Source organism: Longispora fulva (genome assembly GCF_015751905.1).
GTDB lineage: Bacteria > Actinomycetota > Actinomycetes > Mycobacteriales > Micromonosporaceae > Longispora > Longispora fulva.
Window position 1 is genome coordinate 4982251 of sequence record NZ_JADOUF010000001.1, and the last position, 18998, is coordinate 5001248.

Here is an 18998-nt window from a genome sequence, read left to right on the forward strand (position 1 = left end):
GGACGAACTCCGAGACGCCGAGCGCCCTGATCAGGTTGCCGTCATGGTCGGTCGGCACAGATGTGCGGACCAGCCATTCCTCGTCGCGGACAAGGATCCGGGATCCCGGCGCGTACGGTGTCGGCTGCTCGGCTGTCACCTCACGACCTCTCATGAATTTGTCTCAGCCGCCTCTTACAGGGCGGCGTGGTGGGCATACTGAGCACGAAGCCGCTCCACTAGCCAGTCGATGTCCGTTGCGGGCTGGGGTGCGGTTCGGGTTCGTCGGCCGGCCGCAATGTCGCGCGGCGGCAAGGACTCCAACTCGTCCTCGACGTCGGGATCCTCCAAAATCGGGAGCACCGTGACCCGTCCTCGTTCGGAGTAGGTCTCCCTTTCGAGCCGGTGCCGTAGCGCCTCAGCGCTCTCGCCGCCTGATGTCGCGATCTCCAGCAACTGCGACGCGACCATCGGGACGGACGGACGGCCCACCGGGTCAAAGGCGAGCATCGCCGTCATCAACGGGAGAAGCTGTGCTGGCACCCCGCTCAGATCGGGGCGATCTCCTGGGTCCGTGATCCTTCTGAGGACAGCGAGCACGCCGGCATGCGGGTACAGAGACCGACCCGTGAGTGCGTAGACCAAGGTCGCGCCGAGAGAGTACACATCGGCCGCAGCCCCGAGCTGCGGTAGCCCCTGAGCCTGTTCGGGTGGCATATAAGCGAGCGTTCCGACGATCATGCCCGGCTCCGTCAGACGCTCGTCCCGTTCGACGAGGCTCGACAAGCCGAAGTCGATCAGCTTGGGCCCATCCGGTCCAAGAAGGATGTTGCCGGGCTTCAGATCCCGATGCAGGAGTCCAACAAGATGAATCTTGTCCAGACCCTCCGCCAAGGCTGCACCGAGGATGGCACACAAGGCCACGCCAAAGGTCCCGTGCAGTTCGACGTGCTGGCTCAAGGTGATGCCCGGAACATATTCGACGGCGAGCCAAGGCGGATCCGCCATGACATCAGCGCCCTCGAAGCGCGCGATCCGCGCCCCGTGGGCCATCCGCAGGCTCTCGACCTCCAGCTCGAACCGCTCCCGAAATTGGGCATCGGCGACGCGGCCAGACTTGATGACCTTCACAGCGACCTTCTCGGCAGCCGGCGAAACCCCCAGGTACACCTGACCCATAGCACCCGAACCAAGCCGTCCGACCAATGTGTACGGACCGAGTTCAGTCGGGTCCGACGGTAGCAACGAGTCCATCAAAACCTGCTCGAGTGAGGGGATTGACGACCATCCTTCACTAAGGACGGTCCTTTTCGCCACACCCTTCTCGGCAGGAGAGTTATCGCCCAGGAGGCTCAGGATGTCCGATACCCGACAGGAGCGACGCTTCAGTGGGCTACCTAGCCAAGGAGGTATGTCACATCCGCGTGCGGTCGACGGTTGACCCTTGAATCCCGGCGCGCTCTTGTCTCCGCCACCCGTCCAGTCGAGGTCACGGAGGGCAACACTTTCCGATTGATTCACATAGGATCGTGTTCCTCACAGGCGGATGCGGAGGGCTACGCGTTGTTGACGGCATGGATGGTTCGGGCAGGCGGCGACGGAGAGCGCGAGGAGGCCGCCTTGCGGGAGGGCCTGGTCATCGCCGGGTGGGACGAACTCGACGACATCTCCGACTGCACGACCCGGGACCAGATGCGGGCCCGAGTGACTGAGGCCTATCCCGAAGGCCCCAACGGACGCATCGCCAACTGGACCGGCCAACTCTGGCGATTCGCCCAGGAGATGCGCCCCGGCGACCTGGTCGTGATCCCCCTCAAGACCCGCACCGACCAGATCGCGATCGGCCGGGTCACCGGACGCTACCTCTACCGGGCCGACGCCCCTGAGGGCTTCCGCCACGTCCGACCGGTGCGCTGGACCAGGACAGACGTTCCGCGCTCTGACGCGCGCCAGGACCTCCTGCACAGCATGGGTTCGCTACTCACGATCTGCGCGCTCGAGCGGCACGGCGCGGCACGGCGAATCGCGGTGTTGGAAGCCGGGAGGCCGGATCCCGGGCCCCTGCCGGAGGAGGTCGCGGGCGACAGCACACCCTATGAACTCCTGGACCAAGCCGGGGACACCCTCCATGGAAAACCCTTGCGCATGTCCATCCGAGAAATGTTGGGCGAGTGGAACGCGAGCCGCCGCACGCCGAGTGTGGTGGCGAAGATCGAGGCCGACCTCGCGAGCAAGGGCCTGACCACAAGGCCTGCTTTCACCGACAGCTGGATCGACACGATGGTTGAGTTGGTGCCACTCGGCGTGGAACCGACAGGGGACGAGCCCGTCACAGACAACGAGGCGGATCTTGTGGACGCGGAGGAGCTTGCCCCACTCACCGTGGTTGTTGGCAGTCTCGCGTCGGCCAACAGGACAGTCGTATCCGTGTCGCCGACTGACTCCCTACGCGCAGCCACGACGAAGATGCTGGGTCAGAACTACTCCCAACTCGCCGTGATCGACGAACACGGCGGATTCCACGGTGCCGTCACCTGGGAGTCCATCGCCAAGGCCCAGCTGACCCGCAATGAGCCGGCACTACTGGACGCCAGGATCTGGGCGCCTCCCGTCGGGTACCAGGATGACCTGCTCAGTCACTTCTCGCTCATCTCCGCACAAGGTTTCGTGTTTGTGCAGAGCACTGACCGCAAGACCATCGTCGGCATCGTCACGGCTGCCGACCTCAACGCGGAGTTCGAGACCCGGGTGCGCCCGATCGCGAAGCTCGAGGAGGCGGAACGTCGATTGCGCCGACGTGTCGGTGAGGTCGTCACTGTCGCCGAGCTGCAGAGGTTCCGTCGCGGGCGTCCGATCAACACCGTCGCGGACCTGACGTTGGGCCAGTATGCGTACGTTCTGGACCAGCATTTTGATCGGCTCACCTGGCCGTTGGACAAGGACACTGTCATCGGTCAACTGCGAGCGGTGTGCGACATCCGAAATGATCTCATGCACTTCACCCCGGACCCCCTCGACGCGACCCAGTTGAACAACCTCGACGGCTTCGTCAACCTGCTCCGCACCGTCGATCCACGTCCGTAGGTTCGTCGGCTGCATCACCCGAAAGACCAAGTTTGCGATGAGGTGTTGGTCAGCGACAGACGTGCGATCGGCCGGCCGTCATGCACGGCCGGCTCGATCAACCTTCGGCGTCGAGCTCACCAAATCCGGGGAGCATCAACGTCTCTGTAGAACCCGGCGCGACTCAAGGGGCCATCAACCCGACATCTGAACAAGCGCGATCTTGCGGCCCACCTTGAGGTAGACCTGGCCATCGCCGTTCTGAGCCAGCGTCGCGACGACCTCGCGGAGTGACTGGTACACCGCGTCCTCAGCGAGGTTGAGGATCTGCTGGTCCCCGTTGACTTCTCGAACGAGCCGCAGCCCGTTGCCCTGAGCCGTGCGGCGAACCGCTTTGATGCTCTCAGCGAAGCCAAGCTCATCTGTGATAAGAGCACCGAGCAGGGTGCCTCCGCTCGTCTCGAGGGACACGATCGGGAGGTTTTTGGCGTCGCCGAAGCTGCGCTTGGAGAATCTGGCCGTGAACTCCGCCCGGGCAGCAGCTGCGGCTTCGAGTCCGTGAAGTGCCGCAACCATCTCACCGGCGAGAAGACGCTTGATCGCCATCGGGTGCGCGCTGCCGTCCTCGCGCCGCTTGGCGATGTGCCGGATCTCCGCGTCGGTCCACTCGGTCAGCAGTTGCAGGTACGGCTCGATGAGGTGGTCGGGGATCGACATCAGCCGGCCGTACACGTCGTCGGGGCTGGCCGTGAGGCCGACGTAGTTGCCCTTGCTCTTGCTCATCTTCGCCCCGGTGCCGTCGGTGCCCTCGATCAGCGGGGTGGTGATGACGAACTCGGGCTTCTGGCCGGAGATCTCCATGACCTTGCGGCACATCTGCAGGTTGAGGAGCTGGTCGACGCCGCCGAGTTCGACGTCGGCGGTGATGGCCACCGAGTCCAGGGCCATGACGATCGAGTACATGAACTCCGCCAGCGACAGGCCCTGGCCCTCGGCGAGGCGGGTGCGGAAGTCCTCGCGCTGCAGGGACATCGACACCGGCACCCGGGACATGATCTCCACGAGCTGGGGCAGGCGGATCTCGCTGAGCCACTCGCCGTTGAACCGCAGGTCCGCCCGTGCGAAGTCGATGAACGGGGTGACCTGCTGCTGGTAGGTGCTCAGGTTCCCGGCGATGTCGGCGTCGGTGAGCGCCGGGCGCTCGCTGGACCGGCCCGACGGGTCGCCGATCTTCGCGGTGACGTCACCGATGATGAACACGACATGATGGCCCATGCGCTGGAACCGGCTGGCGATGATGATCGGCACCGCGTGCCCGATGTGCACGTCGGGCGAGGTCGGGTCGATCCCGTACTTGACCACCAGCGGCCGGCCCTCGGCGGCGGCCTTCTCGATCGCGGCGGTCAGCCCGTCCACGGACGGGATCAGGTTCAGCGACCGCCCGGCGATCAGCTCGGCCTGCTCGCGGGCCGTGAGGTCCGACAGATCCAGGGAGCGCCGAGCTGTTGTCTCGGCGAGCAGGTCATAGACGACGCCGTCATAGGAGAGGTCAGCGGTGTCGAGGATGTTCATCGCTCGGCTGACGGACTCACTAAGGCGGCTCATGGTGATCGCTGCACTCCCTCATCGTTCACGGGCTCATGTGGCCCGCGCTGGAAAACGGTCAATTTACCAGTACCGGCGGCGCGGACGGCCGTCTTTATTGCGACCACCATCGACCGGCCACGCCCGTTCGCGCAGCTCTTCGGCGACCCGATCAAGTCGGACGAATGGGTGCCCACTGACCGTCAGGCGTTGTCGTTCTCCCAACACAGGTGGGCTTGACGCCCGCGGTCACGTACTCCCTGACAACATCGCGTGCCTTGTCGATGGAGACGCGCGCCAGGTCGGCAGGGATCTCCTCCGGCTCGTCGCCCAGGCCAGCTAGACAAGCTCCCGGCCTCCTTGCCTATATCGCCAGGTCGATCGGTCTCGGGGGTCTGTCCTTCGACCGGTTCCGCTGGCCCGCCGTTCGGCTGGGTGCCGAGCACGTCTGCGAAGAGTCCCCAGGAAGTCGCTCACCTAGATCACTTCCCTTCGCTTGAAAGCTCCGAAGCCCAACGGAATCATGTCAACAGGCCAGGCGGCTACTTGTCGCTGACCGACCCACACCGAGTAACACGAGCAGCCCCAATGACAGATGGCGCCTCCGGTGTCCGGGTCGCCGGCATTGAGCCAGTCGACCAGCTCACTCATGAGATCAGACACCTCTTCGGCGGCGGGACCGACATAGGCCGGCGCGAGTGGGTCGGTGCCTGTGACGACGATGCCCTTCTGGCGGTATCTCCCTGGAGGCTTGTCCTTCCAGAACCGGGTCATCATGAAATGCTGTGCGGAGCACCATTTCGCTGTGCGAGAAGAAGTTCATTTCGGGGGTCTGCATGATCCAGGTGAGCGCGTCCCGGTAGCAGGCGACAGCTTCCCTGACTGTTCCGGGACGCTTGCCGGGACTGGTGCGCCGGTCACGATCGCCGAGGCAGAGAGAGTTGGCCCCACTCGACCCGTAATCCGCCCCGGACTGGCCGGCACCTAGGACGGCTGTCAGAGCAGGTCCTGTAGGCGCCGGCTGGTTCGGGCGTTTCACTGGCCCTGGACTTCTCCGGCCTCACCTGGCGTCCTGATCTGGCCTTGGGTCTGTGCGCGGTTCTCGGCTGACGATGAACGCGAGTGCGCACGCAGCGAGGAGTGCGACGGCGGTCATGATCGCGGTGGTGAGGGTTGTGAGTGTGGCGATGGCTCCGCCGATGAGTGCGCCGAGGGCTGCTGAGCCGATGCCGAGGAGTCGGGTGGCGGCGGTGATGCGGCCGAGCATGGTGTCGGGGGTGAGGTGTTGGCGGATGGACGCGCTGTTGATGGTGACGACTGCGGAGCCGATGCCGAGTGCGGCGAGTGTGGCTGCGGTGATCCAGGCGTTGGGGGTAATGACGACGAGTGCCCAGCAGGCGGCTTGCAGCGCGAACGCTGCCGCGTAGACCTGACGGGGGGTCCGGTTGCGGATGATCCGCGGGACGAGGGGACCGGCTGCGGTGGCGCCAAGGGCACCGGTGCCGAGGAGGAGTCCGTAGCTGGCGGTGTTGATGTGGAGGATGTCTTGGGCGTAGAGGATCAGGGTGGCTGCGGCGAGGTTGTAGCCGAGGTTGTAGCCGGTCATGCCCAGGGCGAGGGAGCGGAGTACGGGGTGGCGCAGGAGGTAGGTCAGGCCTTCGGCGATCGTGGCGCGCATGGTGGCACGGGGCGCGGCGGTGACGGGGGCGGGTTTGACGCGGGTGAGGAGCGCGGCGGAGATCAGAAACGTTGCCAGATCCAGGCCGAAGGGCAGGGCAGGGCCTGTGGTGTAGCTGACCGAGCCGATTGGTGGGCCCGCCAGCGACCGCCCGAAGGTGTCGGCTGACCACAGGCGGCCGTTGAGTTTGGTGAGCTGTTCGGGGGAACGGCCGACGAGCGCGGGGAGTATGGCGTGGGAGGCCGGTTCGAAAAAGCAGGACGCGACACCGATCAGAAAAATCGCCGCGACGAGCACGGGGACGGTGAGGAAGTCAGTGGTTAGGAGGGCGACGACGCCGGCGAGAATGGTCGCTCGTGCGAGGTCGGCGCTGATCATGACGGTTTTGCGGTTCCACCGGTCCACCAGGGCCCCGGCGGGCAGGCCAAGGAGGAGCCAGGGAGCGAAGCCTGCTGCGGTGATGGACGCGATGGCCAGCGGGTCGCGGGTGATGGACGCGGCCAGAAGCGGTGCGGCGGCGATGATCATTCCGTCGCCGGTGACGGACGCCGCCGTCGCGGCGACCAGTGCGGTGACACCCCGCGCCGGGGTATGCGCGGGTGCGGGCGGTGCGTCAGCACTCAAGGGATGCTCCTTGGCCGCGACTGCGCGGGGCTGGCTGGCTCCGCGCCGCAGGCGGCCCGACTCCGCAAACTTCTGCGACCTGTTCGGCTCGGTCGCGCACGGCCAGCCTCCCCAGCAGGCAGTTGACCGGTCAGTCCTCGAGCTGGAACGGCTGTAGGCCGTCTAGGAACTCCTGCCAGGACTTGGCCTTGAAGGTCAGGTTGTCCTCGACGGGAGCGTCATCGTCCTCTTCGGGTTCGCCTTCGTGGTCCCAGAACCAGACGGATCCGTGGTCTGTGTCGCGGAGCGACAGGCAGAACAAATTGCCGAACGCGTCGCTGGCGACGGGGAGCAGCCATGCCGGCACACGGCCCTCATAGACTTCGAGTTTGGCCCAGATGCTGGCGTAGTCGGGCACCTCGCCTACGCCGAAGATCTCCCTGACCGCCTCGTTGTTGCTGGTGAGACGCCCGCCGTCTTGTTGGAGGAGGTACGCGCGGTAGTCCTCGGGCAGAACGCCCGGGACTTGGGCGTCCAGCTCCGCGAGTTTGCTTTCGGGGGCAGGTAACGCGGTCCGGCGGTATTCGACGATCACTGGTCGTTGCCTTTCACGATCGCGACGCCACCGGCGTGGCGTACGGCTTCATGAATGTCGGTGGGTACGAGCTGCATGGTGCGTCCGTCCTGGTGATGATGCCAGGTGTACCCGTCGGGTGTGTCCTCGATGCCCGCCTTGCGGTTGGCGATCGCGTCGTCTTTCGCGCGGTCCCCGGTGAAGGTCGGGTCGAACTCCACCTGCGGGATGCCCACCCACTGATATTGGGAGAAGTTGGGATACCCGTCCGGGGTGAAGGTGACGCCGTCGGGGTATTTGGCCACCAGGCGTGGTGTCCAGCGAGGGCCGTCGTACTTCTTGCCGGCGAAGGTGAAGTTCGCTGGCAGCCGACCACTCGGTAACCGCCGCACGCCGGGCGGGATCACTCGGCCTTTGGAATCGACTCGAGATTCGGCGGGGGCTGCGGGTGCCGGCCCGCTGCCGGCGGCCCCCGCCCCTAGTTTCCCAGGCTGCTGGCCTGGGGGATCTGCCCCTGCGCGCTGGTCTTGGCCTTGGCGGTCTGGCCTTGGGCACGGCCGGCGGCGTCGTCGACCATCTGGATGAAGCCGAGCAACGGGCCGGGTTCGCCGCCGTCGAGGGCGTGCCGGACGGTCCGCTGGGCCTCGGCGAGAGGGTTGTTGGTGGCAATGATGGCGTCACGGGCTCGATCGATGGCGTTGATCGACTTCGTCAGCCGGTCCTTGACCTCCTTGGGGGTCATTCCGGCGACGATCTCGTTGACCGGGATCTCCGCGTCGCGGATGGAGGTCCCGGCGGTGATGAGGCTGGCTGTCACCTCGTCGAACGCGGCGATGACCTGCATCATGCTCGTAGCCACACCGTGCAGTCCCTGTCCACGGGCCTGCTGGAAGACCCGGTCGGCATGATCTCGACCGGCCGCCGAGTGGGTCTTGGCTTCGTCGATCTCAGTTCCAGCTCCGGACAGAGGCGTCAAGATCTCAGCGGTCGTGGTCATTGGGGCACCTTTGTGCTGGGGACGGGCAAAGCGCCCCGAATGATAGACCACGGTCCACAAGCGAGGAAACCCCAAACACACTCCGTTATGAACAAGACCGGCCCCGCCTCAAGCTCGGCTTCGCTCGCGGCCGGACAGCAGTGCCATGTGACTGACCTCGGCTCAGGACTTTGCCTTCAGGGCGGTGCCGTGCAACGCTCCGCAGCCAATCGTTCGCGACTTCCCACTTGCCAGGCATGGTCACTGTGCGTGACGCATGCAGGCATGTCCGGCAGGTGTTGGTACCCCCGTCCCGCTCTTTGGGTGCGGGCGTGGCCGGTCCGCGACGCTCAAAGCTCGCAAGCCCGCGCGGAGCACCTTCATTTGAAGCTGGCCGCCGAGTGCTCGCCAGTCCACGGGGAGCCATCTGCCCATCGGGGCGTACGCGAGCAGAACTCGCCTCCACCGGTTCGGGCTGGTGGGGTAGCGCCGATGGCATCTCATTGCCGAGACGGCCGCGAGCGACCGTGCCCGCCCGAAGGGCCACGCGGTCTCTCAGGCCGATCCCGGACACCGACGCGCCCAGCGGAGCGACGCGCGCCGATCCGCCCTGACCTATGGGCGAGCCAATGAGCCTTGTGGACTGTCATATCTTGAGCTAGCGTTAGAACATTCCTACCCACAAAAATGACAGGCGTTTCGAGTTGTCTGCGTGGGTGGCCCGCTGGTGGTTTCCGAGTGGAAGGTCGGGCCGATGATCCTGCTGGCACTCGTAGGCATCGCCGCATTGGCGGGGTGGGCGTTGACGCGCGCGTTGAAGACCGGCCGCGCCGATTACGGCCGTGCGAAGACGGAGTTCAGCACCCGCAGGCAGCAGCTGCGCCTGCTCGCCGTCGGTGTGGCGGGTTTGGCGGCCGTGGGGTTGCTGGCGGCACTGGGTCTGTCTGGCGTGTTGGGCGTCCGTCGTTTCGGCGCACCTGCGGTCGCGGAGTCCTTCGCGCCGGCCGTGTGCGAGTCCGACAACACCGGTCGTCTGTCGCTGGTCCGCACGGACGCGACCACGATTCGGTGGACCTACGCGCACGCCGACGCCGACGATGTCGACCTTGGCCGGCTGACTGTCCTGGTGGATCGCAAGCGGGTCGTGGCTGTGGTGGCCACCGGCGGGGAGGTCACCGTGACGGCCGCCCCGGTGCGGGTGACCGTGCAGGGTGGCGGGCCTGGCAGCAGGGTGCACGCCACGTGTGTCGGATGAGGCCGCAGGGCCTGAGCAGCGAGGAGCGCAGATGCAGACCCAACACGCACCGGTCGAAGACGGCCACCTACCCAGAGATCTGAGCACGGCGGTACGTGACCTGATGGTCGCCTTCTACAGCACCGCCCGCGCGGGCGCGGACCTGCTGTCGGACGGCGGCGGACCGTTCGGCTTCGACATCCAGGTGGCGATGCAGATGGCCCACCTCATCGACAGCTACCCAGTTGACCGGATCGTGGAGACGGGCTGCTGCCGGGGAGACACGACCGAGTTCATCGCCCGGGCCTGGCCCGACATCGAGGTCGTCACCTGCGACATCGACACCGAGCATGCCGAGTTCACCCGGTTGCGGTGCCGTGACCTGCCCAACGTCACCGTCCACACCGGCGACTCCGCCGACTTGATCGGGTTGCTGCTGGACGGCGCGAACTGCCCGTTGGTGTACCTCGACGCGCACTGGCGTCCGGCGTGGCCGCTGGGCCAAGAACTCGCCGCCGTGCGGCGCGGGGTGGTGGCGATCGACGACTTCGACATCGGCCACCCGCGGTTCGGGTTCGACACCTACGCCGGCTTGACCTGCGGGCGCGACGCGATCGGACAATTCCTCCCGGACATCGCCAAGGCGTTCGTCGGCGATCCGTTCGCCGACTACCCGGCGCCGTGCCTGCAGGTCGGCCGGCGCACTGGCACCTGCTACATCCCCTTCGGCGTCGAAGACGCGCCGCTGCGCTCCAGCGGATACTTCCGCGCGCTCGATCTCAGCACCGGTCAGCCGATCTGCTGGCCCGACCAGATCGGAGGTGCGCTGCGATGAGCACGCTGTTTCCGTCACGGGTGCCGTTCCTGCACGACGACTTCGACGCCGGGCAGGTGATGGCCGCCGTATGCGCGATGCGTTCCAGGCGAATCGCCCATGCCACGCCCGACTACGAGCCACCGGCCGAGTGGGGGCGGTTGCTGCTCCCGGAAGCGGCGCTGCGCGCCCAGCCTGACCGCCGGCCCCTCGATGGTGAGCCGATGAGCTCCGGCGGCCTAGCTGTCGTTGGTCACGCGGTCGCCGGTCTGGGCGTGCTGTTTCCGGCGTGGGCGCCGCTGCTGGCGCTGCCGGTCGAGTACTGGCACCTGCCCGCCTCCAGCGGGGCGGTGTCGGCGTCGGCCCCGTTCTGGCCGCAGCGAATCTTCCTCAGCCGGCAGATCATGGCCGATCCGGCGGAGGTGCATGAGCAGGTTCTGCACGAGTGGTGCCACCAGTGGCTGTACCTGATCGAGGAGGTCTGGCCCCTGCAGACCGACACGACCACCGCGATGGACCTGCCGTCAGGCACCCCGCGGCGCGCACCTCGCGAGGTGATCGGCGCCGCGCACGTCGCCGCCGTCTTGCTCCGCCTCTACCGCCGTACCGGCGAACCCGACCAGCTGCCCACGCTTCTCGACTACGGGCGCGGCTGCCTTGACTTGCTCGAGGACGCAGCCGCTGACCTGACGACCGAGGGGGCCGCGATGACGTTGATGCTGACGAAGGAGCTGCGATGACGACCGCCGTGATCGGGGACGCCGATGTGCTGGCCACCTGGCCGACCCCGTTCTACCAGCACGATCTGACCGCCACCCGTGACCCGGCCGAGGTCGCCGAGATCAACACCCAGCTCCGCGAGCTGATCTTGTCCAGGGAACACGACCAGACGCCGGTGACATTCGCGGTGATCGGCGCGACGAAAACCAGCCTGGACATTCTGCAACTGAACCACCCGGCCGTGGACTGGCTGCGCGCCCGTATCGGCGAGGCGGTACAGGCGATCGCCGGCTCGGTCGGCGCGACCACGCCGACCGAGGCGCAGGTCGACGTGGTCGCTGAGGGGTGGGCGGTGGTGTACCGCGACGGCGCCAGCCACCGGCTGCACACCCACCACGCCTCCGCCTGGTCTGGCACCTACTACATCGCCACCGGCGGCGTGGACGGCGACGCCGGGCACCTGCAGGTCATCGACCCCCGCCCTGCCGCCATCGCACGCCACGCCAGCGGTGGCGTGCACGCGGTGGAGCCGAAGCCGGGGCTGTTGGTGGCATTCCCGTCGTGGCTGCCGCACTCGGTGAAGGCGACCGTGCGTTCCGGCGGGGGCTTGCGCATCTGTGTGGCGTTCAACGCCGCCTACGTCGAAAGGATCGCCCCGTGACCGCGACCGCCACCGACCCCCACCCGCCGACCATCACCCAGGTCTCAGATCTGTGGCCCACCCGGGTCCTGATCAAACACCTCCCCCTCGAAGGGCTCCTGTCCGGTCCGATCGACCCGGCCGCCCTCGACGGCGAGGCGTCATGCGAGCAAGTCGACCTGGCCGTCCTCCTCACCGATCCTAGGCAGGTCGCGGCCGTGTTCGTCGAAGCGATGCGGGCACTGGCGGCGGCCGACCGGGCTGCGGGCCTCGCCGCACCGGACGTCACCGACGTCGCGGTACGCGCCGAGATCTGGCGGGCCGGTCACGAGCAGCCCATGCACGCCACGCCCGCGCACTACACCGGCTGGTTGTTCCTACACGGCAGCCCAGTCGATCACACCGACTCCGGGACCGTGGCGATCCTCGACCCGCGCGCAGGCGCGTCGATGTCGGCCGTGCCCGGCCTGCCCTGGGGCCGCTCACTGATCATCAACCCCGCGCCCGGATCCCTCGCCGTCGTTCCCGGCTGGCTAACCACCTCGGTCCTGCCCCTGGAACGCACCCAGACCAGCGTCGTCCTGATCGCCGAAAGCCGCCAGGCTCAGGCATAGGCCGACGCCGGACCCACCCACCCCGAAAGAGAAGGAGACAGTCGATGTCGAAGTCCCTGACCGCTCCCGGCGTGCAGCCGCTGAGCCTCGCCGGCGACAACGTCGCCCCGCACGTCGCCGCCGCCGACGTGGACAAGTTCATGGCGCTGGCCAACGCCGGCGTCCTGGCCGGCAAGAACACCCCGTGCAACGCCGTGCAGGACAACTTCTCCCTGCGCCACGACACCCGCACCCAGCTGATCACCGCCTAGAAAGCGGCCAGCTCGACCCGACGTGCCCCCGCGCCGATCAGGCACGGGGGCACGTCCCCCGTCTCCGTCCCGCCGAGCCCGCCGAAGGCGACCACCGTGTCCCACACGCTCCTGCGCAACCTCCTCGACGTCGCCCGCGTCAGCCTCCTCGACATCGACGACACCGGCCGGATCCTCATCTCCTGCGACACTGCCGGCAGTGCCGACCTGCACATGCTCACCGACGGCGCGTTGGCCCGCGTCACCGACCTTCCGGACGCCTGCACAGGCCGGTTCGGCCCCGACGGCGACCTGATCGTCCAGCACGACACCGACGGCGACGGCCACACCCGCCTGCGCCGAGCACCCCTGGCGGGAGGCCTTCCCGGCGACGCCCCGCAGACACTTCTGCCACCCGATGGCGGCGTGACGTTGCTGTGCGACACCGGTCCCGGCTGGATCGCCTACACCACCAACCGCGCCAACGGCGTCGACTTCGACCTCTACCTACGCGACACACGCACCGGCCGCGAGACGCTCCTGCACCACGGCGGGCTCATCGCCCAGGCCGCCGTCCGCGCACACCCCGACCAACCACTCAAGAACCACACCGCACTGATCACAGTCTGGTCCGACCGCCAGTTCGGCACCGAACTGCACATTCGCACCCCCGGCCACTCCCACCTGCTGCCCGCGCCGCCCGGGACGATGCAAACCCACCCGCACGTCACCCCCGCAGGGCAGCTGATCTGCGCCTCCAACGCCAACGCAGACCACGCCGAGATCATCGCCCTCGACGCCGCCGGACACCACCGCACCCTGGTGAGTGCGCCGGGGCACGACCTGTACCCGGTCGTGCCCAAGGCGGGCGGCCATCTGCTGTCGGTGCGCAACACCCACGGCTTCGACCAACTCACCCTCCACGACCCCGACGGCCAGGCAATACGCACCTTCGAGTTCGGCGAGGAGGGCGTGCACACGGTGCGCTGCTCGCCATCGGGCCGACACATCGCCGTGCACGTCAACAGCCCCGGCAGCCCCGCCGAGATCCACCACATCGACACCACCACCCTGGCGGTCACCGGCGTCTATTCCGCCCGCGCCGCCCACACGCTGCCGCCACCCAGAGCGAACGGGTTGCGGGTGGAACACGCCACGTCCATAGACGGCGAACAGGTCCCATGCCTGCTCTACCCACCCGACACCCAGGCTGGGCCGGCGCGGACGGTGCTGATGCTGCACGGTGGCCCACAGTCGCAGGACTTCCCCGTCTTCAGCCCGTTGCGGTCAGCGCTGACTGCGGCCGGCTTCCTGGTGGTATCACCCAATGTGCGGGGGTCCACCGGGTATGGCAAACGCTGGTACGGTCTCGACGACCGCGCACGCCGCGCCGACGCGATAGCCGACCTGGAAGCCATCTGGGCACACCTGCCCTCATGGGGCGGACGTCCGGACGCTGTGGTCCTGGTCGGCGGCAGCTACGGAGGCTACATGACCCTGGCAGGCCTGGCCTTTCAACCGGGCCTGTGGGCAGGCGGTGTGGACCTCATGGGCCCCAGCCGCCTGGATGACTACCTCGCCGGCACCGCCGCCTACCGCCGCGCTGTCGTCGAAGCCGAATACGGCCGCCTCGACACCGACCTCGACTTGCTGCGCGCCCTGTCCCCAGGCCACCACACGGAACGCATCACCCGGCCGGTCCTGATCATCCACGGGCGCCACGACCCGAAGATCCCCCTGGCTGAGTCCGAGAACCTCCACGCCCAACTCACCAGCCAGGGCGTTCCCAGCGAGCTGGTCGTCTACCCCGACGAAGGCCACGGCCTGGCCCACCGCCACAACCGCCTCGACGCCTACACCCGCATCCTCGACTTCATCGGCAGGTGCACACAGTGACCCAACCCATCGACACCACCGAGACCCCTCAGGCGCCGCGCCTGGGCCGGGACTTCCAACGCTACTGGCAGTCCTACACCGTCAACGCCACCGGCTCCGCGCTCGCCGCGGGTGCTCTGCCGCTCGTGGCGATCGTCGTCCTGCACGCCGACGCCCTGCAGGTGTCGCTGCTGGCGGCGGTCGGGTCCATCGCCGCGGCGATCATCTCCCTGCCGCTGGGCGCGCACGTCGACCGGGCCGACAAACGCACCATCATGATCACCACAGACGTCGTGCAGTTCGCCGCCGTCGCCTCCGTACCCCTCGCCGCCGCGTTCGGGGCGCTGACGTTCGCCCACCTGTGCCTGATCGCCATCATTCAGACCACCTGCGCCATCGCCGCGAACTCCTCGGCGTTCGCCTACGTCAAACAGGCAGTCCCGGTCGAACTGCGCACGCTGGCGAACTCGCGCACCGACACCGTCGCCTGGACCACCCAGACCCTCGGCCCCCCGGCCGGCGGCGCGCTGATCGGCCTGATCGGCCCGACCGTCACGCTCATCGCCGACGCGGCCAGCTACCTCGCCTCCGCGCTCCTGCTGCGCCGGGTCACCCCGGCTCCGCCTGCCGCCGACGCGCAGCCGGCGGCGGTGTGGTCGCGGCGGGAGCTGTTCGCCGGTTGGTCGCTCCTGCTGCGCGAGCCCGGACTGCGGGCGCTGTACTTCAACGCCATGATCTTCGGCGGCGCCATCACCTGGAGCTCCCCGCTGATCGCGATCCTCATGCTCAGAGAGGCCCACGCGACACCCCTGCAGTACGGCATCGCCCTCGGCATCCCCGGCCTCGGCGGCCTGGCCGGCGCGTGGCTGTCGCCCAAGATCGCAACCCGCCTCGGAACCAACCGCACCATGCTGATCTTCGGCCTCGCGCGCACACCCTGGCTTCTAGCGCTGCCGCTCGCCGGCTCCGGCTGGGCCGCCGTCGCCGTGATCACCGGATCACAGCTGGCCCTGATGAGCACCGCCGGGATCTTCAACCCGCTGTTTTCCACCTACCGGATGACCGCGACCCCCGACCACCTCATGGCCCGCGTCAGCGCAGCCTGGTCAGTCACCGCCAAATCCGTCCAGCCCCTGTTCATCACCGCCGGCGGGGTCCTCGCCACGGTGCTGACCATCCGGTCGTCGCTGCTGGTCGCGGGAGCGTTCTGCGTCACCAGCGCGCTGTTCCTGCCCTGGCGAACCCCAGCGACACCCCAAGGGTGAGCCGGGTGCCGACCCTGGCGGAAGCTGCTCGTCCCGTGTAGCACCGCCCAGGTAGCGGCTATGGCGCGGCGTTGTGGTCGGAGTCAGTGGCCCGGAGAAGCACTGGGGCCGCGACCAGGGTCGCCACCGCGAGCGCGATGCCGGCCGCCCACAGCGGGGCCGCCAGGCCGAACCGTAGGGCCAGGACGCCGCCGAGGACCGCGCCGAGCGGGGACGCCCCGGTGCCGAACGTGCGAAACGCCGACACGACCCGGCCGAGGAGGTCGGGCGGGGTGAGGCGCTGGCGGGCGCCGACGATTGCGACGCCGCCGAGTCCGGTGCCGGCGTAGGCCAACGTGAGCGCGGCGGCGGCGACCACAGCGTGGGTCGTCGCCGCGATGGTCAACCAGGCGATCACCTGGGCAGCCATCACGATCATCTGGGTGCGCAGTTCGCCGAGACGTTTGATGATGGGCCCGGCGACGAGGTTGATAGCGATGCTGCCAACCGCGCCGGCCGACAGCATGAACCCATACGCCGCCGTGCTCACCTTGAGCACGTCCTGGGCGTACAGGACCAGGGTGGACAGGGCGGCGGCGTACATTAGGTTGCCGACGATCACGAGTGCGCACAGCAGCCGCAGCACCCGGTGCCGTGCCAGCCATCCAGCTCCGGAGGCGATCGACCGCAGCAGCGGCTCGCGGACCCGGTCCGCGTCGGTCCGGGGCTCATCGGGCGGAAGAGTGGCGACAAGCGCCGCCGAGGCGGCGAATGTCGCGGCGTTCACCGCGAACGGCGACCACGCCAGCCACGCGAACAACGCCGACCCGGCCGGCGGCCCGGTTAGGGAACGGCCGGCGGAGAACGCGGCACCGATGCGCCCGTTGGCGGTGTGCAATGTGGCGGGGTCGCGCTCGGTCAGGTCGGCGACGACGTGCTGTTGGGCGATGTTGTGGAAGGTGTAGCCGACCATCGCGGAGGCAGCGATCACGGCCAGAGCCGGCACCGACGCCCACCCCGCCGCGATCATGACAGCCAGGGCGGCCATGCACACCGCACGGGCGGCGTCCGAGATGATCATCGTCGCCCTGTGTGGCCATCGGTCGACGAGCGCGCCGGCGAACGGGGTGACCACCAACCACGGCAGCATCTCCGCAGCGCCCACCAGCGCGACCGCCGAAGGATCTCGTGTGAGGACTGCGGTGGCCAGCGGCACGGCGGCGGCGAACATGCCGTCCCCGAGCGAGGACACGCCGACGGCGGCGTACAGGCTCCGCAGCCTGCGTGCCGCAGCCGGTCGCACCGCCGTCACCGTGTCCTCCAGGGTCTTCGAACGCGTTAGTCGAACTCGCCGGCCTTCACCGCGGCGATGAACACCGTCCACTCCTGCGGGTTGTACTGCAGGGTGGGAGAGGCGGGGCCGAGCTTGGTGTCCTGTAGCCCCTTCCATCCGTCTGGTCCGTCCCCGACCAGGACGCAGGGCTGGTCTTGCCCGCACTCGCCGTTTTGGGCGGTGCGCCAGTTGTCGAACGCCTCCAGTGGAGGCGGGGTGGGGTGCGCCATCGGTATCCCTTTCACAGGGTGGAGATCTGCTCGTCGAGCCACGCGCGTGATGCCGACACCGACAATGCGGTCTCAGTCAGCTCCCGCCACGCTTCCTCGAAGCGGGAGATGTCGCGGGGCGCGGAGAACGTTACCTGCGCGCTATAGGTCTCTGTCAATACGAAAGGAGGCGAGTCGTCAGCAGGATAATGCAACCCGAACCCGGTCGACGGCACATGCCCATAGACCGCGTCCAAAGGGATAATGTGCAGCCGCACATGCCCCAACTCAGACACCGCCCGAAGGTGGCGCAGCAGATCTGGCCGCAGGTCCCCCTCGGCGTGCGCCAGCCTCAAACGCAAAGCTGCCTCGGTCGTGATGACCTCGTACTCGGGTGAACCAGGACCAAGGCGTTTGAGTGCGCCCTCCCACCGCGCCTGCGCAGCGGCAAGCGCCTCCTCGCGGGTGACGGCCGTGAAGCCGAGCATCACCGCCTGCGCGTAGTCCAGGGTCTGCAAGGGGCCCGGGCACATCAATGGCTGGTAGTGACGGAACAGGCGTTCACGGTCGGCCATTTCCGCCAGGTCGCGCTGCCGATGCACCAGCCCGGCCCGGGTAATCATGAAGTTCGACAGCACCTCCGTGGCATCCCGCGCCAGCCCCACCAGACCGGTGCGATAGCCGGCATCGGCCATTCGAGCCTGAGCATCAATGGCGCGCTCCTGACTGAGCACCGTCTGGGACTTGTCAGCTACAACCGTCCGCATCGCTGCAATGCAGGCGTCAAGCCATGCCTCGACCAGCTCCGGCTCAGGACTGCGATCACCCGTCTCCCACCGCGACAAACCCGACTGCGACACGCCCAGCGCGGCAGCCAGAGCGGGGCCAGACAAGCGAGCGGCCTTGCGCAGCCAACGCAACTCCGAGGAAAGCGAAGCCAACGAGATCACCGCACCGTCGCCCCCTGCCGAAGCCCTGTCGATCAAACGGACTATGACAGGTTATGCCAGCTGAGGCTCGGGTGACAGGGGGGCTCATCGCGGTCGAAGGGGCACCGGGCAGTGTCCCGGTGCCCCTGGGTTGTTGCGTTTCTAGTAGATGAGTTCCTGGCGTCCGGCGGCAAGGACGAGGGTGCCGACTTCGAGGACTCTGCCGCTATCGGCGTCGCTGGCGTTGCGCAGGATCGTCATGACGACAGGGGCCTCGAGGCGCAGGGCTTCGATCTCTGCCTGGGTTGCGGCCCGGGCGCTTACGACATCTTCGTGGTGCAGGGTGATGCCGGCGTCTTCGAACCGTGAGTACATGCCGCCGGGGCCGGTTTCCTGCTCGGCGAGGATCGGGAACTGGGTGACGGTGTCGGGCGCGAACCACGACGTGGCCAGCTGGATGGGCGTGTCGGTGGTGGCCATGTGCCGGATGCGGGCAAGAACCGGGGTGCCTTCGGGCACACCGAGGAGCTCGGCGACGTCGGTGGGTGCGGACTTGGCGGGGTCGATGGTGGTGGTCACCTGCCACTGGATGCCCTTCTGCGCCAGGTCGGCGTAGAAGCCGCGCTGGTCGCCGTCGGCGGCGGCCCGGTTGCGGGCGAAGCGGCGAATCGGCAGTTCGGTGGTGCTCACGGGGTGTTC

General features: G+C 67.8%; 20 protein-coding genes. 9 read left to right on the forward strand and 11 right to left on the reverse strand.

What is annotated here, in order from left to right; all coding sequences use genetic code 11:
* Positions 1-174 precede the first annotated feature (174 nt).
* On the reverse strand, positions 175-1233 hold the full coding sequence (locus IW245_RS22200) for a serine/threonine-protein kinase (protein WP_197005102.1): 1059 nt from the start codon (positions 1231-1233) through the stop codon (positions 175-177).
* Between the two features lie 183 nt (positions 1234-1416).
* On the opposite strand from IW245_RS22200, the gene IW245_RS22205 reads away from it, so the two are divergent.
* A complete protein-coding gene (locus IW245_RS22205) occupies positions 1417-3063 on the forward strand; it encodes a DUF8426 domain-containing protein (protein WP_197005103.1) in 1647 nt (548 codons plus the stop codon).
* A gap of 174 nt (positions 3064-3237) precedes the next feature.
* On the opposite strand, the gene tyrS is transcribed toward IW245_RS22205, so the two are convergent.
* The 6 genes from tyrS to IW245_RS22240 all read right to left on the reverse strand — a co-directional run bounded on the left by tyrS (position 3238) and on the right by IW245_RS22240 (position 8478).
* Positions 3238-4647, reverse strand: coding sequence for a tyrosine--tRNA ligase (gene tyrS, locus IW245_RS22210; protein WP_197005104.1), 1410 nt, complete (start codon positions 4645-4647; stop codon positions 3238-3240).
* Between the two features lie 456 nt (positions 4648-5103).
* Entirely contained in the window at positions 5104-5400 is a 297-nt protein-coding gene (locus IW245_RS22220) for a hypothetical protein (protein ID WP_197005105.1), read from the reverse strand.
* A gap of 286 nt (positions 5401-5686) precedes the next feature.
* The gene (locus IW245_RS22225) at positions 5687-6928 is read right to left on the reverse strand and encodes an MFS transporter (RefSeq protein WP_267920073.1); all 1242 of its coding nucleotides are present in this window, start codon (positions 6926-6928) and stop codon (positions 5687-5689) included.
* A gap of 130 nt (positions 6929-7058) precedes the next feature.
* A complete protein-coding gene (locus tag IW245_RS22230; protein WP_197005107.1) occupies positions 7059-7502 on the reverse strand; it encodes an SMI1/KNR4 family protein in 444 nt (147 codons plus the stop codon).
* Complete coding sequence (locus IW245_RS22235) at positions 7499-7888, reverse strand: HNH endonuclease (protein WP_197005108.1); 390 nt, start codon at positions 7886-7888, stop codon at positions 7499-7501. The genes IW245_RS22230 and IW245_RS22235 overlap by 4 nt, the downstream gene beginning before the upstream one ends.
* Positions 7889-7959: 71 nt before the next feature.
* Positions 7960-8478, reverse strand: coding sequence for a DUF6244 family protein (locus IW245_RS22240; protein WP_197005109.1), 519 nt, complete (start codon positions 8476-8478; stop codon positions 7960-7962).
* 733 nt (positions 8479-9211) lie between these two features.
* Here IW245_RS22240 and IW245_RS22245 point away from each other — a divergent pair.
* From IW245_RS22245 to IW245_RS22280, 8 genes are all read left to right on the forward strand, one after another.
* Complete coding sequence (locus tag IW245_RS22245; RefSeq protein WP_197005110.1) at positions 9212-9712, forward strand: hypothetical protein; 501 nt, start codon at positions 9212-9214, stop codon at positions 9710-9712.
* A 31-nt stretch (positions 9713-9743) separates the two neighbouring features.
* Positions 9744-10526 carry an O-methyltransferase gene (locus IW245_RS22250; protein WP_197005111.1) on the forward strand — a complete coding sequence of 261 codons (783 nt, stop codon included), beginning with the start codon at positions 9744-9746 and terminating at the stop codon, positions 10524-10526.
* Positions 10523-11245: a hypothetical protein gene (locus IW245_RS22255; protein WP_197005112.1), complete on the forward strand. Its 723-nt coding sequence runs from the start codon at positions 10523-10525 to the stop codon at positions 11243-11245. The genes IW245_RS22250 and IW245_RS22255 overlap by 4 nt, the downstream gene beginning before the upstream one ends.
* Positions 11242-11886, forward strand: a complete 645-nt coding sequence (locus tag IW245_RS22260) for a TIGR02466 family protein (protein WP_197005113.1) — start codon at positions 11242-11244, stop codon at positions 11884-11886. Before IW245_RS22255 ends, IW245_RS22260 begins: the two co-directional genes overlap by 4 nt.
* The gene (locus tag IW245_RS22265) at positions 11883-12479 is read left to right on the forward strand and encodes a hypothetical protein (protein ID WP_197005114.1); all 597 of its coding nucleotides are present in this window, start codon (positions 11883-11885) and stop codon (positions 12477-12479) included. The genes IW245_RS22260 and IW245_RS22265 overlap by 4 nt, the downstream gene beginning before the upstream one ends.
* A gap of 44 nt (positions 12480-12523) precedes the next feature.
* Entirely contained in the window at positions 12524-12730 is a 207-nt protein-coding gene (locus IW245_RS22270; protein ID WP_197005115.1) for a hypothetical protein, read from the forward strand.
* Between the two features lie 96 nt (positions 12731-12826).
* A complete protein-coding gene (locus IW245_RS42320; protein ID WP_197005116.1) occupies positions 12827-14605 on the forward strand; it encodes a S9 family peptidase in 1779 nt (592 codons plus the stop codon).
* Positions 14602-15849 (forward strand): MFS transporter, encoded by a 1248-nt coding sequence (locus IW245_RS22280; protein WP_197005117.1) that lies wholly within the window; start codon positions 14602-14604, stop codon positions 15847-15849. The genes IW245_RS42320 and IW245_RS22280 overlap by 4 nt, the downstream gene beginning before the upstream one ends.
* Before the next feature lie 58 nt (positions 15850-15907).
* Here the strand turns inward: IW245_RS22280 and IW245_RS22285 are convergent, their stop codons facing one another.
* From IW245_RS22285 to IW245_RS22300, 4 genes are all read right to left on the reverse strand, one after another.
* Entirely contained in the window at positions 15908-17131 is a 1224-nt protein-coding gene (locus tag IW245_RS22285) for an MFS transporter (RefSeq protein WP_197005118.1), read from the reverse strand.
* A gap of 35 nt (positions 17132-17166) precedes the next feature.
* Positions 17167-17391 (reverse strand): DUF397 domain-containing protein, encoded by a 225-nt coding sequence (locus IW245_RS22290; RefSeq protein ID WP_197005119.1) that lies wholly within the window; start codon positions 17389-17391, stop codon positions 17167-17169.
* A gap of 11 nt (positions 17392-17402) precedes the next feature.
* Positions 17403-18356, reverse strand: a complete 954-nt coding sequence (locus IW245_RS22295) for a helix-turn-helix domain-containing protein (RefSeq protein WP_197005120.1) — start codon at positions 18354-18356, stop codon at positions 17403-17405.
* Between the two features lie 105 nt (positions 18357-18461).
* Positions 18462-18989, reverse strand: a complete 528-nt coding sequence (locus tag IW245_RS22300) for a UTRA domain-containing protein (RefSeq protein WP_197005121.1) — start codon at positions 18987-18989, stop codon at positions 18462-18464.
* Between the last annotated feature and the right edge of the window lie 9 nt (positions 18990-18998).